Genomic DNA, 14,681 nt, shown 5'->3' on the forward strand with positions numbered 1-14,681 from the left:
GTTGGATCAAGCTGCAGGCTGATCCAGCTCAAGGCCTACGCCTAACTGACGCGACAGGCACGGCCAGCGTTTCCACGCAGCGCCAGTGTCCGGGCTGTTGAGTTTCTCGCGGTAGGCTTCCACCGATTCCAGCGCGAAACTGTCTTCGTTGAGCATCTCGTCGACGGCGTGATGCACCGCCTCATCCAATTGATTGGCAAAATCCTCGCCGATCAGTTGGTGGGCAATCAGGTTGGCAACAGTCATGTCCAAGGGGATCAGTGGCTGGCCAAAATGCTTGATGTACAGGTCATTGACCTCTTCGACCAGGCGGTGCGCCAGATAGGCTTCGTCCAGCAGGCTGTCCAGACCGACATGACCGGCCATGATCGCCGGCGGCTGGAGAAAGAACTGCTCGGCGATTTTCAGCACCGGTTTGATCTGTGATTCGATACCCGCTTCCCTAGCGACTTCATTGGCTGCGTCCAGCAGATCTGGCACTTGCTCTATATACGCGGCCACAAAACGCGTCATCACGCCGTTGGCGTCAACCTCCGGCAATTGGATGGCGGAGTGAAGGTGTGGCAGTTGGGTTTCCAGCTGACGAGTCAGCAGGCCGGTGTCTGCTTCGTGTTGTTGGGCTTTTTGGATCTGCTCGCGCAATGCGGCGGTGTTCATGAAAACTCCAGGAAACAAAGGCAATGAAATAGGGAAGACATAACTTAGCTGGCATACGAAAAATGCTAAGACGCATTTGTCATAAATATTTCATCCTTGAGACATCGAAGTTATATCGGTTTGCCACCACTCGTCTGCATCCTTCTCCATTCGTGACCTAGAACGCAAGTCCCAGCTGTTTCAGATCATTTACTCCATCACATTGCGAGGTGGCAGTCGCTGTCTATACTCGGGTGGGAATCGAGTTAGCTGATGACGCCCGACTGCACACGTAGCAAGGCCCGGCGATTCAAGTTTGTAGTCTGAAAAAGCCGCTCCCTTGCCGCAGGTGAAAGCCGGCGGGATAAAAAGAACGATAAGGGGAACCCGCAATGATGCGACATCCACACGTCTGGATGGGCCTCCTGTTGTGGTCGATTTTCAGTCAGGCACAAGCGGCCTGGACTGTGAATATGGCGCCGGGAGCGACTGAAATCAGTCACGCAGTATTTGACCTGCACATGACCATTTTCTGGATCTGTGTAGTGATCGGCATCATCGTCTTCGGCGCCATGTTCTGGTCGATGATTCTCCACCGCCGCTCGACCGGGCAGGTGGCCGCAAAATTTCATGAAAGCACCACCGTCGAAATTCTCTGGACCATCGTGCCCTTCCTGATCCTGGTGGCCATGGCGGTTCCCGCTACCGCAACCCTGATCAAGATGTACGACGCCAGTGAGCCGGATATTGATATCCAGGTCACCGGCTATCAGTGGAAGTGGCACTACAAATACCTTGGCCAGGACGTTGAGTTCTTCAGCAACCTGACCACGCCCGCCGATCAGATCCACAACAAGGAAGCCAAGAGCGAGCACTACTTGCTTGAGGTCGACAAGCCTTTGGTGCTGCCGATCGGCGCCAAGGTGCGCTTCCTGGTGACTTCCGCCGACGTCATCCACTCCTGGTGGGTGCCGGCCTTTGCGGTCAAGCGTGATGCGATTCCGGGGTTCGTCAACGAAGCCTGGACCCGGATTGACAAGCCCGGCATCTACCGCGGTCAATGCGCCGAATTGTGCGGCAAGGATCACGGTTTCATGCCGATCGTGGTCGAGGTCAAGGAAAAGGCTGATTACGAAAAATGGCTGGGCGAACGCAAGGCTGAAGCCATGCAGCTCAAAGAGCTGACCAGCAAGGAATGGACGCTCGACGAGCTCAAAGAGCGCGGCGACAAGATTTATCACACCACCTGCGTAGCCTGTCACCAGGCCGAAGGTCAGGGCCTGCCGCCGATGTTCCCGGCACTCAAAGGCTCGAAAATTGCCACCGGACCGAAAGAAGGTCACCTGAGCATTGTCTTCCACGGCAAGCCCGGCACCGCCATGGCGGCGTTCGGCAAGCAGCTCTCGGAAGTCGATATCGCAGCGGTCGTGACCTACGAACGTAACGCCTGGGGCAACAACAAGGGCGACATGGTCACCCCTAAAGAAGTGCTGGAGCTGAAACAGGCGGAAAGCAAATGACCCGGTCTATTGCGCACGTAAGGAACCGGTCGGGGCATCGCGCCCCGGCCTGCCCAGCCCATCCGTTTGCAGGAGACAGGACATGACTGCTGTAATCGATGACCATGTTCATACCGGCACCGCGCACGCCCACGGCCCCGCCAAAGGCCTGATGCGCTGGGTGCTGACCACCAACCACAAGGATATCGGCACGCTGTACCTGTGGTTTGCGTTCTCCATGTTCTTGCTGGGCGGCTCGTTCGCCATGGTGATTCGTGCCGAGTTGTTCCAGCCGGGACTGCAAATCGTCCAACCGGAATTCTTCAACCAGATGACCACCATGCACGGTCTGGTGATGGTCTTCGGTGCGGTGATGCCGGCCTTCGTCGGCCTCGCCAACTGGATGATCCCGTTGATGATCGGCGCGCCGGACATGGCCCTGCCACGGATGAACAACTTCAGCTTCTGGCTGTTGCCGGCAGCATTCATCCTGCTGGTGTCGACCCTGTTCACCCCCGGTGGCGGACCGAACTTCGGCTGGACGTTCTACGCCCCGCTGTCGACGACCTACGCGCCGGAAAGCGTGACGTTCTTCATCTTCGCCATCCACTTGATGGGGATCAGTTCGATCATGGGCGCGATCAACGTGATCGCCACCATCCTCAACCTGCGCGCCCCCGGCATGACGTTGATGAAAATGCCGCTGTTCGTTTGGACCTGGCTGATAACCGCGTTCCTGCTGATCGCGGTGATGCCGGTACTGGCCGGCTGCGTGACCATGATGCTGATGGACATCCACTTCGGCACCAGCTTCTTCAGTGCCGCCGGTGGCGGTGACCCGGTACTGTTCCAGCACGTGTTCTGGTTCTTCGGTCACCCCGAGGTGTACATCATGATCCTGCCGGCCTTCGGTGCCGTCAGCTCGATCATTCCGGCCTTTTCGCGCAAGCCGCTGTTTGGCTACACCTCGATGGTCTATGCCACGGCCAGTATTGCCTTCCTGTCATTCATCGTCTGGGCGCACCACATGTTCGTGGTCGGCATTCCGCTGGTGGGCGAATTGTTCTTCATGTACGCGACGCTTTTGATCGCGGTGCCGACCGGAGTGAAGGTGTTCAACTGGGCCAGCACCATGTGGCAAGGCTCACTGACCTTCGAGACACCGATGCTGTTCGCCGTGGCGTTCGTCATCCTGTTCTCCATTGGCGGGTTCTCCGGGTTGATGCTGGCCATCGCCCCGGCGGACTTCCAGTACCAGGACACGTATTTTGTGGTCGCGCACTTCCACTACGTACTGGTACCGGGGGCGATCTTCGGGATCTTCGCTTCGGCTTACTACTGGATGCCGAAATGGACCGGCCACATGTACGACGAAACCCTTGGCAAGCTGCACTTCTGGCTCTCGTTCATCGGCATGAACATGGCGTTCTTCCCGATGCACTTCGTGGGGCTGGCGGGCATGCCGCGGCGAATTCCGGACTACAACCTGCAATTCGCCGACTTCAACATGGTGTCGTCGATCGGCGCGTTCATGTTCGGCGCCACCCAGCTGTTCTTCCTGTTCATCGTGATCAAAACCATCCGCGGCGGCCCGCCAGCACCGGCCAAACCGTGGGATGGGGCCGAAGGCCTGGAATGGAGCATTCCGTCACCGGCGCCGTATCACACCTTCACCACGCCGCCGGAAGTGAAATGAACGCTGTAGCCCTTGAGGCCCACCACCATGGCTGATTCGATTTCGTTGAAGAAGCTGGTCACGCGCCTGCTGATGGTGGTGGTGGCGATGTTTGTCTTCGGGTTTGCCCTGGTGCCGATCTACGACGTGATGTGCAAGGCGTTCGGCATCAATGGCAAAACCGCCGGGCAGTACGAGGGCGAGCAAACGGTCGACACCTCACGGCAGGTTCGCGTGCAGTTTCTGACGACCAACGCCGCCGACATGTCCTGGGATTTCTATCCCAAAGGTGACGAGCTGACGGCCAACCCGGGGGCGGTGAACGAGATGATTTTCATCGCCCACAACCCGACCGATCGCCCGATGAGCGCACAGGCGGTTCCGAGCATCGCGCCCAGCGCAGCGGCGGCGTACTTCCACAAGACCGAATGTTTCTGCTTTACCCAGCAAGTGCTGCAGCCCGGTCAACGGATCGAGATGCCGGTACGTTTCATCGTTGACCGTGACATGCCCAAGGATGTGAAGCACCTGACGCTGTCCTACACGCTGTTCGATATCACCGCCCGACATCCACCGGTGGCTATAAATACTGGCGGCTGAGCGTGCCCGATAAGGAGAACAATAAATGGCAACTCATGAACATTATTACGTTCCGGCACAGAGCAAATGGCCGATCATCGCCACCGTCGGCATGTTCGTCACGGTGTTCGGCCTGGCCACCTGGTTCAACGATCTGAAAGCGGCGCGGCCGGACTCCCACGGCCCGCTGATCTTTTTCGTCGGCGGTCTGCTGCTGGCGTACATGCTGTTCGGCTGGTTCGGCACAGTGATCAAGGAAAGTCGCGGCGGGTTGTACAGCGCACAGATGGATCGCTCGTTCCGCTGGGGCATGAGCTGGTTCATCTTCTCGGAGGTGATGTTCTTCATCGCGTTCTTCGGCGCGCTGTTTTATGTGCGTAACATTTCCGGCCCGGCGCTCGGTGGTGAAGGGGTCAAAGGCATCGCCCACATGCTCTGGCCGAACTTCCAGTTTGCGTGGCCATTGCTGCATACCCCTGACCCGCAACTCTTCCCGCCACCCAAGGAAGTCATCAGCCCCTGGGGCTTGCCGCTGCTCAATACCGTTCTGCTGGTGAGTTCCAGCGTCACCATAACCATCGCCCACCACGCCTTGAAAAAGGGCCATCGCGGCGCGCTGAAAATCTGGCTGGCGATCACCGTATTACTGGGCAGCGCGTTCCTCGGCTTTCAGGCCGAAGAGTACATTCACGCCTATCACGAACTGGGCCTGACCCTGGGTTCGGGCATCTACGGCGCAACATTCTTCATGCTCACCGGTTTCCACGGCGCCCACGTGACCATCGGCACCATCATCTTGTTCGTGATGCTGATGCGGATCATGCGCGGGCATTTCGACAACGAGCATCAGTTTGGCTTCGAAGCAGCGAGTTGGTACTGGCACTTCGTGGACGTGGTGTGGATCTGTCTGTTCGTTTTCGTCTACGTGCTCTGAGGCTTTACCAAGGCGCAGTAGAGACCAACTGGCCGCTGAAAAAACCCCAGGCGATCAAGCCGACGGTGATGGCGGCCAGGGCAACACGAACACTCAAGGCAATGACGAGGCGGTTCGAGCTGCTGTCGTCCTTGACCAGAAAAAACAGGCCGCTGAACAGGCTGACAACCGTGGCAATCAGCATCAGGACGATGGCTGCTTTGAGCATGGTGAGACTCCGGGGGAAAGGCGATGCACTTGAGTATAGCTATTGCAACTAGCGACTTTCTGGCGATGCCATGAAGCGCTTTCGGCCGGGCATCGTGCCGACCGTGGTGGTGGCGTTGTTGCTGCCCATGCTGGTGTCACTCGGGTTCTGGCAACTGAGCCGGGGCGCGGAGAAAAGTGCGCTGCTGCACAGCTATACCGAGCGTCGGGCGGCTGAACCGATGGCCAGCACCGAGCTGCTACACACCGAGGATCCGTCCTTCCGCCGCGTTCGCCTACATGGTCAGTTCGATGCCGCGCACAGCCTGTTGCTGGATAACCGCCAGCGTGGCGGCAAGGTCGGCGTCGAGCTGCTGCAACCGTTTCAGGATCAGGCGACCGGGCTCTGGCTGCTGGTCAATCGCGGCTGGCTGCCGTGGCCGGATCGGCGCACCCCGCCGCAATTCACTACACCCAAAGAGGCATTGAGTCTCAATGCCTGGGTCTACGTCTCCCCCGGTGCCACCTTCCAATTGCACGCCGACCCGAGCACCACGACCTGGCCACAACTGATCACCGCGGTCGAGCCGGCCAAGCTCTGGACAGCGCTCGATCGTGAAGGTTTTTCCTACGAATTACGCGAAGAAACCGGCCCCGCGTCCTACCAGGCCGATTGGCCAGTAGTTGCCATGGGGCCGGAAAAACACCTGGCTTATGCCGTGCAGTGGTTCGCCATGTCGATCGCCCTGTTCGGCCTCTATCTCTATCTCGGCTGGCACAACGCAAAGGAGAAACACCATGGGAGCGGCCATGAATCCACCCAGCATGTCTGAGGCGAAAACGCCCGCGAGTCGGCGTAAAGGGCGCTTGCAGTTGCTGCTGATCCTGCTTGGGGTGATCGGTCCGATGATCCTCGCCACCGGCATGTACAAATTGCAGTTCTGGGTGCCGGAGGGTCGCAGTTACCACGGCGAACTGATCGGCAACGGCCAGACCCGCGCCGACCTCGGCGTGCAGGCGCAAGAGGATCGCTGGCAATTGCTGGTCACGGCGCCCAAGGAGTGCTCGGTCGACTGCCAACAATTGGTGTACCTGGCGCGGCAAGTCCAGATCGGCCTCGGCCGCGATGCCGGGCGCGCCAGTCACGCCCTCGCCGCGGCGCAACCGCTGAGCAGTGATTACGACGCCAAGCTCACGCGCGAGTATCCTCAATTGCAGCGCTATCCACTGAACCTGACCGACTTCCATAAAACTGCCGGCGACAAGGCTGTGCCGCAGCTGTGGATCATCGACCCTCACGGCAATCTGGTGCTGCGCTACGACCCGACGGTGAAGGGTAAGGATCTGCTCAACGACCTGCGCCATCTGCTGAAACTGTCGAACATCGGATAAGGGCATCGTCATGGCCAAACCTGGATTTCGCCTCGCGCTGTTTGCCACCTTGCTGGCACTGATTGTGGTGTTGCTCGGCGCCTACACCCGCCTGACCCACGCCGGCCTCGGCTGCCCGGACTGGCCCGGTTGCTACGGGTTTATCAGCGTGCCGAAAAGCGAAGCCCAGTTGGCGCATGCCGAACTGCACTTTCCCGATGCACCGGTGGAGGCCCACAAGAGCTGGAACGAGATGGTCCATCGCTATTTCGCCGGCACGCTGGGGCTGTTGATCTCGGTATTGGCCGGCCGCGCCTGGGTCCATCGTCGTCATCCAGGGCAACCGGTGAAGCTGCCGTTGTTTCTGCTGGCGGTGGTGTTCGCCCAAGCAGCGTTCGGCATGTGGACGGTGACGCTCAAGCTCTGGCCGCAGGTGGTCACCGGGCATTTACTCGGTGGTTTTGCGACGTTGAGCCTGCTGTTTTTGCTGACGTTGCGATTGTCCGGCGTGTTACCGGCGCTGACGGTGCCACGGCGATTGCAGTACTGGGCGACCGCCGGGTTGCTGCTGGTGATCGGGCAAATCGCTCTCGGTGGCTGGGTCAGTTCCAACTACGCAGCGGTGGCTTGCATCGACTTCCCGACCTGTCACGGGCAGTGGCTGCCGCCGGCTGACTTCGCCAACGGCTTTCACCTGACGCAACACATCGGCCCCAACTACCTCGGCGGGCAACTGGACAGTGATGCCCGCACGGCGATTCACCTGACTCACCGCATCGGCGCTTTGCTGGTGACCCTGGTGTTGCTGGGTCTGGCCTGGCAACTCAAGGTGGTCGGCATGACGCGCTTGGCCGGGCTGGTGCTGATCGCACTCGCCGCGCAAATCACCCTCGGCATCAGCAATGTGCTGTTTCACCTGCCACTGCCCGTGGCCGTCGCTCACAACGCGGGCGGCGCGGCACTGTTACTGACGATGGTGCTGGTCAATTATCACGCGCGAACCAGTCTGGTTCGGGTCAAGCAGCAAACCCCTGCGCGCTGGCGGTTCAGCCCGCGCAAACACTCAGCCGGGCCCATAACAATAAAAGGAGAAATGCCATGGCGACTCTGATCGGCGAACGTCACAGTCAGGCGATCTGGCGCGACTACCTGGAGCTGACCAAGCCGAAAGTGGTGGTGCTGATGCTCATCACCTCGCTGGTGGGGATGTTCCTCGCGACCCGCGCCGGGGTGCCGTGGACGGTGCTGGTGTTCGGCAATCTGGGGATCGCCTTGTGTGCCGGCGGTGCGGCGGCGGTCAACCATGTCGTGGACCGACGGATCGATGCGGTCATGGCCCGCACGCACAAACGACCCTTGGCAGAGGGTCGAGTGTCACCGGCGGCCGCGCTGACTTTTGCCTTGGTATTGGCGGTGCTTGGGCAAACCGTACTGCTGGCCTTCACCAATCCACTGACGGCCTGGCTGACGCTGGCCTCGCTGCTCGGCTATGCGGTGGTCTACACCGGTTTCCTGAAGCGCGCGACGCCGCAAAACATCGTCATCGGTGGCCTGGCTGGCGCCGCCCCGCCACTGCTCGGCTGGACCGCCGCCACCGGCCACGTCAGCGCCGAACCCCTGTTGCTGGTGCTGATCATCTTCGCCTGGACCCCGCCGCACTTCTGGGCCCTGGCCATTCACCGCAAAGAGGAATACGCCAAGGCCGACATTCCGATGCTGCCGGTAACCCATGGCGAGCACTACACCAAGGTTCACATCCTGCTGTATACCTTCGCGCTGTTGGCCGTGAGCCTGATGCCTTACGTGATCCACATGAGCGGCGTGCTCTACCTGATTTGCGCACTGGGACTTGGCGCGAGGTTTCTGCAATGGGCCGTGGTGCTGTACCGTGGCACTCGGCCGCACGCGGCGATCAACACCTTCAAGTACTCTATTTATTACTTGTTCCTGCTGTTTATCGCGCTGCTCGTAGACCACTACTTACTGTTGAACCTATGACTCGAACCCAGAAAACCGTCTTCATCCTCGTCGCCCTGATCGCGCTGGTCCTGGGCCTGACCATTAACAAAGTGCTGTCCGGTAAAGGCCAAGGCGATCCGACCGCGTTGATCGACGCCGGGATCATCCTGTTGCCGCAAAGCCGTAACCTGCCGGACGTGACGATGACCGATCAGGACGGTAAACCGGTGGCGGTCAACGAGCTGAAAGACAAATGGTCGCTGCTGTTCTTCGGCTACACCTTCTGCCCGGACATCTGCCCAACCACCCTCGCCCAGTTGCGCCAGATCAAAAGCGAGCTGCCGCCGGAAGCGGTGGATAAGTTGCAGATCATTCTGGTCAGCGTCGACCCGAACCGCGACACACCCAAGCAGCTCAAGCAGTACCTGGGCTACTTCGATCCGCAGTTCAAAGGCCTGACGGCTTCTTCGGTCGAAGACATCCAGAAACTCGCCAATGCGGTCAGCATTCCGTTCATTCCGGCGGACACCAGCAAGCCGAACTACACCGTCGACCACAGCGGCAACCTGGCAGTGATCGGGCCGGACGGGATGCAGCGTGGGTTCATTCGTGCACCGTTGAACAACCAGAAACTGGTGGCGCAATTGCCGGTGATGCTTAACCGCAAGTAAGAAACCGACCCCAAAAAAAACCGCAGCCCAAGCTGCGGTTTTTTTGTACCTGATCGTTCCCACGCGCAGCAAAGGAATGCAGCCAGGGACGCTCCGCGTCCCAAGAGCGGACGCAGAGCGTCCGGTGAGGCATTCCCACGCAGAGCGTGGGAACGATCAGGTGTAGAGGGTTAAATCAGAACGCCGGCAATACCGCGCCTTTGTACTTCTCGAGGATGAAGGCTTTCACTTCCGGGCTGTGCAAGGCAGCAACCAGCTTCTTCATCGCTTCGCTGTCCTTATCGTCTGGGCGGGCAACGAGGATGTTCACGTAAGGCGAGTCGCTGCCTTCAATGACCAGCGCATCCTTGGCCGGATCAAGCTTGGCTTCCAGCGCGTAGTTGGTGTTGATCAGCGCCAGGTCAACCTGCGTCAGCACGCGCGGGATGGTCGCGGCTTCCAGTTCACGGAATTTCAGGTCCTTTGAATTCTCGGTGATGTCCTTGACGGTCGAGAGGATGTTGTTCGAATCCTTCAGCTTGATCACGCCAGCCTTCGCCAGCAGCAACAGCGCACGGCCGCCGTTGGTGGCGTCGTTCGGGATCACTACGTTGGCGCCGCCTGGCAGTTCGGTCAGTGCCTTGTACTTGCTGGAGTAAGCGCCCAGCGGTTCCAGGTGCACGCCGGCAACGGCCACCAGGTTGGTACCCTTGGCCTTGTTGAACTCATCGAGGTACGGCTGGTGCTGGAAGAAGTTGGCGTCCAGACGTTTTTCGGCAACTTGCACGTTCGGCTGAATGTAGTCGGTGAAGACTTTGACCTTCAGGTCCACGCCTTCTTTGGCCAGGGCCGGTTTAACGAATTCGAGGATTTCTGCGTGCGGAACCGGGGTGGCTGCGACGGTCAGGGTTTCATCGGCCTGAGCAGAGAACGCTGCAACGGCTGCGAACGCGACGAGTAGTTTTTTCATTCAGCTAACTCCTTGTGGGTACTCGCTTGCGACGCCTGAATTTGGCGCCTGCCAGCGAATGGCCGGCTCATTTGTTATTTACGGGACTCTTTATTTCCTGGAGAAGTGCACAACCAACTTATCGCCAACGGTTTGCAGCACTTGGACCAGCACCAGCAGCAACACCACGGTGACCACCATCACGTCGGTCTGGAAACGCTGGTAACCAAAACGAATCGCCAGGTCACCCAGACCACCCGCGCCGACCACACCGGCCATCGCCGTGTAGGACACCAGTGTAATGGCTGTCACCGTAATCGCCGCGAAGATGCCCGGACGGGCTTCCGGCAGCAAGGCATTGGTGATGATCTGCCGCGTTGTCGCGCCCATGGCCTGGGTTGCCTCGATGATGCCGCGATCCACTTCACGCAGGGCGGTTTCCACCAGTCGCGCGAAGAATGGCGTGGCGCCCACCACCAGCGGTGGAATCGCACCGGCGACACCGAGGGACGTACCGGTGATCAACACGGTGAACGGGATCATCACGATCAGCAGGATGATGAACGGCAGCGAACGCAAGATGTTCACCACCAGCGACAACATCGCGTAGACGCCCTTGGCTTCCAGCAACTGACGCGGGCTGCAGAGGAACAAGAGCACGCCCAGGGGCAGGCCGAGCAAAACGGTGAACAACAGCGAACCGAAAAGCATCAGCAAGGTATCGCCGGTGGCCAGCCAGATTTCAAACCAGTCGATATTGACGAAGAAACTTGTCAGGACTTCCATCAGCGCAGCACCTCCATGTGGACGTCAGCCGCGGTGAAGTGGGCGAACGCCGCCTCCATGTCGCCACCGGTGACAGCCAGGGTCAATTGCCCGTAGGGGATGTCTTTGATGCGGTCGATACGACCGGCCAGGATGCTGTAGTCCACACCCGTTTCCCGAGCGACGGTACCCAGCAACGGCGCGTAGGTCGCTTCGCCCTGGAAGGTCAGACGCACGATGCGACCCGGCACGTGAGCGAAGTCATCGCGCTGTTCGCTTTCGTCAATCTGCTCGTCTTCCTGCACGAAACGCTTGGTGGTCGGGTGCTTCGGATGCAGGAACACCTCGGCCACCGAACCTTGCTCGACGATCACGCCAGCGTCCATCACCGCCACTTGGTCGCAGACTCGGCGAATCACGTCCATCTCGTGGGTGATCAACACGATGGTCAGCTTCAACTCGCGATTGATCTCGGCCAGCAATTGCAGGACCGACGCAGTGGTCTGCGGGTCCAGTGCGCTGGTGGCTTCGTCGCACAGCAGGATTTTCGGCTTGGTTGCCAGGGCGCGGGCGATGCCGACACGCTGCTTCTGACCGCCAGACAATTGCGCCGGGTATTTCCTGGCGTGGTCGGACAGGCCGACCCGCGCCAGCAACTCGGCCACACGCTGGTCGATCTCGCTGCGCGACAGTTCGCCGGCGAGGGTCAGGGGCAGCGCGACGTTGTCGGCCACGGTCTTGGACGCCAGCAAGTTGAAGTGCTGGAAAATCATCCCGACCTGCTGACGGAAGCGCCGCAGGCTGTTGGCGTCAAGCGCAGTCACTTCTTCGCCGTCGACGAAAATCTTGCCGCCACTGGAGTTTTCCAGGCGATTGATCAGACGCAGCAGGGTACTTTTTCCCGCACCGGAATGGCCGATCAGGCCGAAGACCTGACCGTTCTCAATCGTCAGACTGGTCGGATGCAGGGCGGGAATATCCTTACCGGCGACGCGGTAGGTTTTGTGGACGTTTTGAAACTCGATCACGTAGCGAACCTTGTGGGGCGCGTTGGAAAAGGATCAGCGGTTAGCCGGGCGCGCATTTTAGCCTGTCCGTATAGAGGTTATTAGCATTTATTCGGCATTCAACCTTCCATTTGGCAATAACGCGATCAAAGGTTAGAAAAAAGGAACGGCGCAAAACGTCATCAGTCACTAATTAGGCAACTCGAAAACGCCCCCGGTGCCGTGCCTGGGGAATTGCTCAAGAGTCCTGGCTACGGCAGGAATCGCAACGAGGAGTTTTGTCTGATGAGTACTAAAAAACCTGCCGCAACCCAAAGCGCACTGGCCGGGACCGATACCCTGGACCGCGGCAACACCAATGCCAAGCTCGACAGCCTGGAGCAATTTCGCTCCGACGCCACTGAACAGGCCCTGCGTACCAACCAGGGCGTGAAAGTCTCGGATAACCAGAACACGTTGAAGGTCGGCGCGCGCGGGCCATCGTTGCTGGAAGATTTCATCATGCGTGAAAAGATCACGCACTTTGACCATGAACGCATTCCCGAGCGCATCGTCCACGCCCGCGGCACGGGTGCTCACGGATACTTCCAGACCTATGAAACCCATTCCGTGCTGACCAAGGCTGGGTTCCTACAAGATCCAAGCCAAAAAACCCCGGTTTTCGTCCGTTTCTCCACGGTGCAGGGCCCTCGTGGGTCGGGCGATACCGTGCGGGACGTGCGAGGTTTCGCGGTGAAGTTTTTCACCGACGAAGGCAACTTCGACCTGGTGGGCAACAACATGCCGGTGTTTTTCATTCAGGATGCGATCAAGTTTCCTGACTTCGTGCACGCGGTAAAACCCGAGCCGCACAATGAGATCCCCACCGGCGGCTCCGCTCACGATACCTTTTGGGATTTTGTCTCGCTGGTACCGGAGTCGGCGCACATGGTGATCTGGACCATGTCCGACCGGGCGATCCCCAAAAGCCTGCGCAGCATGCAAGGCTTCGGGGTGCACACCTTCCGCCTGATCAATGCCGAAGGTAAATCGCGCTTCGTCAAATTCCACTGGCGCCCCACGGCCGGGACCTGTTCGCTGGTGTGGGATGAAGCGCAGAAACTCGCCGGTAAAGACACCGACTACCACCGTCGCGATCTCTGGGAGTCGATCGAGATGGGCGACTACCCGGAATGGGAACTAGGCGTTCAAGTCATCGAGGAGGAAAACGAACATAAATTCGACTTCGACATCCTCGACCCGACCAAGCTGATCCCGGAAGAACTGGTGCCGATCACCCCGCTGGGCAAAATGACCCTCAACCGCAACCCCGACAACTTCTTCGCCGAAACCGAACAGGTCGCGTTCTGCCCTGGGCATATCGTGCCGGGGATCGACTTTTCCAACGATCCATTGCTGCAAGGTCGACTGTTTTCCTACACCGATACACAAATCAGCCGACTCGGCGGGCCGAACTTTCACGAGATCCCGATCAACCGCCCGGTGGCGCCGTTCCACAATGATCAACGGGATGCGCTGCATCGCAGCACCATCGACAAGGGCCGCGCGTCCTATGAGCCGAACTCGATTGATAGCGGCTGGCCGAAAGAAACTCCGCCGGCAGCACAGGACGGCGGCTTTGAAAGTTATCCAGAGCGTATCGACGCCAACAAGATCCGTCAGCGCAGCGAATCGTTCAGCGACCACTTCTCCCAGGCGCGGCTGTTTTTCCACAGCATGAGCAAACACGAGCAGGAACACATCATCTCGGCTTATAGCTTTGAATTGGGCAAGGTTGAACGAGAGCACATCCGCGCACGCGAGGTGAATGAAATCCTCGCCAACATTGACCTGGATCTGGCCAAGCGTGTGGCGCAGAACCTTGGTCTACCGGCTCCGAAGGCCGGGACGGTCGAGGTGCGTAAGACCTCGCTGGATCGCTCGCCGGCGCTGAGTCAGGCCAACTTGCTGCCGGCGGATATCAAAACCCGCAAAGTGGTGATCCTGGCAGCCAATGGGGTCGATGGTGCAGCGATTGATGCAATGAAGAAAGCGCTGAAGGCCGAAGGTGCGCACGCCAAACTGCTCGGCCCGACGTCTGCGCCGGTGACGACCGCCGATGGCAAGACACTGCCGGTCGATGCGTCGATGGAAGGCTTGCCTTCGGTGGCATTTGATGCGGTGTTTGTGCCCGGTGGCGCAGCGTCGATCAAGGCGTTAAGCACCGACGGTGTGGCGCTGCATTACCTGCTGGAGGCGTACAAGCACTTGAAGGCGATTGCACTGCATGGCGAGGCCAAACAGTTGCTGGATGTATTGAAGCTGGAGGCTGATGCGGGGTTGATCGTGGGTACGGATGCGAAGTTGATCAAACCGTTTTTTGCCGCGATCGGGCAGCATCGGGTGTGGGACAGGGAGCCTAAGGCCAAGGCGATTCCGGCTTAAGTTTCTTTATTGGTAGGGAGGACGCCTTCGCGGGCAAGTCGGATCGC

General features: G+C 59.3%; 15 protein-coding genes. 10 read left to right on the forward strand and 5 right to left on the reverse strand.

The features are described 5' to 3' along the window. Positions 1–6 precede the first annotated feature (6 nt). A complete protein-coding gene (locus ACYZT5_RS24115) occupies positions 7–657 on the reverse strand; it encodes a hypothetical protein (RefSeq protein WP_462047708.1) in 651 nt (216 codons plus the stop codon). A 371-nt stretch (positions 658–1,028) separates the two neighbouring features. On the opposite strand from ACYZT5_RS24115, the gene coxB reads away from it, so the two are divergent. The 4 genes from coxB (at position 1,029) to ACYZT5_RS24135 (ending at position 5,323) form a co-directional block, all read left to right on the forward strand. Beyond that, positions 1,029–2,156, forward strand: a complete 1,128-nt coding sequence (coxB, locus tag ACYZT5_RS24120) for a cytochrome c oxidase subunit II (protein ID WP_462003434.1) — start codon at positions 1,029–1,031, stop codon at positions 2,154–2,156. Positions 2,157–2,238: 82 nt separating this feature from the next. Further along, positions 2,239–3,831, forward strand: coding sequence for a cytochrome c oxidase subunit I (ctaD, locus tag ACYZT5_RS24125; protein ID WP_462047709.1), 1,593 nt, complete (start codon positions 2,239–2,241; stop codon positions 3,829–3,831). 27 nt (positions 3,832–3,858) lie between these two features. Continuing rightward, positions 3,859–4,410, forward strand: coding sequence for a cytochrome c oxidase assembly protein (locus ACYZT5_RS24130; RefSeq protein ID WP_462047710.1), 552 nt, complete (start codon positions 3,859–3,861; stop codon positions 4,408–4,410). 25 nt (positions 4,411–4,435) lie between these two features. After that, entirely contained in the window at positions 4,436–5,323 is an 888-nt protein-coding gene (locus ACYZT5_RS24135) for a cytochrome c oxidase subunit 3 (RefSeq protein ID WP_462047711.1), read from the forward strand. Positions 5,324–5,327: 4 nt separating this feature from the next. Here ACYZT5_RS24135 and ACYZT5_RS24140 read toward each other — a convergent pair whose 3' ends face one another. Next, entirely contained in the window at positions 5,328–5,531 is a 204-nt protein-coding gene (locus ACYZT5_RS24140) for a twin transmembrane helix small protein (RefSeq protein WP_094469789.1), read from the reverse strand. Between the two features lie 70 nt (positions 5,532–5,601). Here ACYZT5_RS24140 and ACYZT5_RS24145 point away from each other — a divergent pair, with 70 nt between their 5' ends. Genes ACYZT5_RS24145 through ACYZT5_RS24165 form a run of 5 tightly spaced genes read left to right on the forward strand, consistent with a single transcriptional unit; the run spans position 5,602 to position 9,510 of the window. Next, positions 5,602–6,342 carry an SURF1 family protein gene (locus ACYZT5_RS24145; protein WP_462047712.1) on the forward strand — a complete coding sequence of 247 codons (741 nt, stop codon included), beginning with the start codon at positions 5,602–5,604 and terminating at the stop codon, positions 6,340–6,342. Next, on the forward strand, positions 6,308–6,901 hold the full coding sequence (locus ACYZT5_RS24150) for a hypothetical protein (protein ID WP_462039651.1): 594 nt from the start codon (positions 6,308–6,310) through the stop codon (positions 6,899–6,901). Before ACYZT5_RS24145 ends, ACYZT5_RS24150 begins: the two co-directional genes overlap by 35 nt. 10 nt (positions 6,902–6,911) lie before the next feature. Beyond that, positions 6,912–7,991: a COX15/CtaA family protein gene (locus ACYZT5_RS24155; RefSeq protein WP_462047713.1), complete on the forward strand. Its 1,080-nt coding sequence runs from the start codon at positions 6,912–6,914 to the stop codon at positions 7,989–7,991. Beyond that, complete coding sequence (gene cyoE / locus ACYZT5_RS24160) at positions 7,979–8,878, forward strand: heme o synthase (protein ID WP_462047714.1); 900 nt, start codon at positions 7,979–7,981, stop codon at positions 8,876–8,878. Before ACYZT5_RS24155 ends, cyoE begins: the two co-directional genes overlap by 13 nt. Then, a complete protein-coding gene (locus ACYZT5_RS24165; protein ID WP_462047715.1) occupies positions 8,875–9,510 on the forward strand; it encodes an SCO family protein in 636 nt (211 codons plus the stop codon). Before cyoE ends, ACYZT5_RS24165 begins: the two co-directional genes overlap by 4 nt. Positions 9,511–9,685: 175 nt before the next feature. Here ACYZT5_RS24165 and ACYZT5_RS24170 read toward each other — a convergent pair whose 3' ends face one another. The 3 genes from ACYZT5_RS24170 to ACYZT5_RS24180 all read right to left on the reverse strand — a co-directional run bounded on the left by ACYZT5_RS24170 (position 9,686) and on the right by ACYZT5_RS24180 (position 12,231). After that, the gene (locus ACYZT5_RS24170) at positions 9,686–10,459 is read right to left on the reverse strand and encodes a MetQ/NlpA family ABC transporter substrate-binding protein (RefSeq protein WP_462047716.1); all 774 of its coding nucleotides are present in this window, start codon (positions 10,457–10,459) and stop codon (positions 9,686–9,688) included. 90 nt (positions 10,460–10,549) lie between these two features. Further along, positions 10,550–11,224, reverse strand: a complete 675-nt coding sequence (locus ACYZT5_RS24175; protein ID WP_064675254.1) for a methionine ABC transporter permease — start codon at positions 11,222–11,224, stop codon at positions 10,550–10,552. Beyond that, positions 11,224–12,231, reverse strand: a complete 1,008-nt coding sequence (locus ACYZT5_RS24180; protein WP_462047717.1) for a methionine ABC transporter ATP-binding protein — start codon at positions 12,229–12,231, stop codon at positions 11,224–11,226. The genes ACYZT5_RS24175 and ACYZT5_RS24180 overlap by 1 nt, the downstream gene beginning before the upstream one ends. A 264-nt stretch (positions 12,232–12,495) precedes the next feature. Here ACYZT5_RS24180 and katE point away from each other — a divergent pair, with 264 nt between their 5' ends. Then, positions 12,496–14,634: a catalase HPII gene (gene katE / locus ACYZT5_RS24185; RefSeq protein ID WP_462047718.1), complete on the forward strand. Its 2,139-nt coding sequence runs from the start codon at positions 12,496–12,498 to the stop codon at positions 14,632–14,634. Positions 14,635–14,681: the final 47 nt, after the last annotated feature.

This window comes from Pseudomonas sp. LB3P14, from assembly GCF_054898045.1.

Bases quoted from the DNA above. Each gene is read 5' to 3' on its own strand.
- cyoE (WP_462047714.1), top strand. From the start codon at position 7,979: ATGGCGACTCTGATCGGCGAACGTCACAGTCAGGCGATCTGGCGCGAC.
- katE (WP_462047718.1), top strand. From the start codon at position 12,496: ATGAGTACTAAAAAACCTGCCGCAACCCAAAGCGCACTGGCCGGGACC.
- ACYZT5_RS24170 (WP_462047716.1), bottom strand. From the start codon at position 10,459: ATGAAAAAACTACTCGTCGCGTTCGCAGCCGTTGCAGCGTTCTCTGCT.
- coxB (WP_462003434.1), top strand. From the start codon at position 1,029: ATGATGCGACATCCACACGTCTGGATGGGCCTCCTGTTGTGGTCGATT.
- ACYZT5_RS24145 (WP_462047712.1), top strand. From the start codon at position 5,602: ATGAAGCGCTTTCGGCCGGGCATCGTGCCGACCGTGGTGGTGGCGTTG.
- ACYZT5_RS24115 (WP_462047708.1), bottom strand. From the start codon at position 657: ATGAACACCGCCGCATTGCGCGAGCAGATCCAAAAAGCCCAACAACAC.
- ACYZT5_RS24155 (WP_462047713.1), top strand. From the start codon at position 6,912: ATGGCCAAACCTGGATTTCGCCTCGCGCTGTTTGCCACCTTGCTGGCA.
- ACYZT5_RS24150 (WP_462039651.1), top strand. From the start codon at position 6,308: ATGGGAGCGGCCATGAATCCACCCAGCATGTCTGAGGCGAAAACGCCC.
- ACYZT5_RS24130 (WP_462047710.1), top strand. From the start codon at position 3,859: ATGGCTGATTCGATTTCGTTGAAGAAGCTGGTCACGCGCCTGCTGATG.
- ACYZT5_RS24165 (WP_462047715.1), top strand. From the start codon at position 8,875: ATGACTCGAACCCAGAAAACCGTCTTCATCCTCGTCGCCCTGATCGCG.
- ctaD (WP_462047709.1), top strand. From the start codon at position 2,239: ATGACTGCTGTAATCGATGACCATGTTCATACCGGCACCGCGCACGCC.
- ACYZT5_RS24135 (WP_462047711.1), top strand. From the start codon at position 4,436: ATGGCAACTCATGAACATTATTACGTTCCGGCACAGAGCAAATGGCCG.
- ACYZT5_RS24175 (WP_064675254.1), bottom strand. From the start codon at position 11,224: ATGGAAGTCCTGACAAGTTTCTTCGTCAATATCGACTGGTTTGAAATC.
- ACYZT5_RS24140 (WP_094469789.1), bottom strand. From the start codon at position 5,531: ATGCTCAAAGCAGCCATCGTCCTGATGCTGATTGCCACGGTTGTCAGC.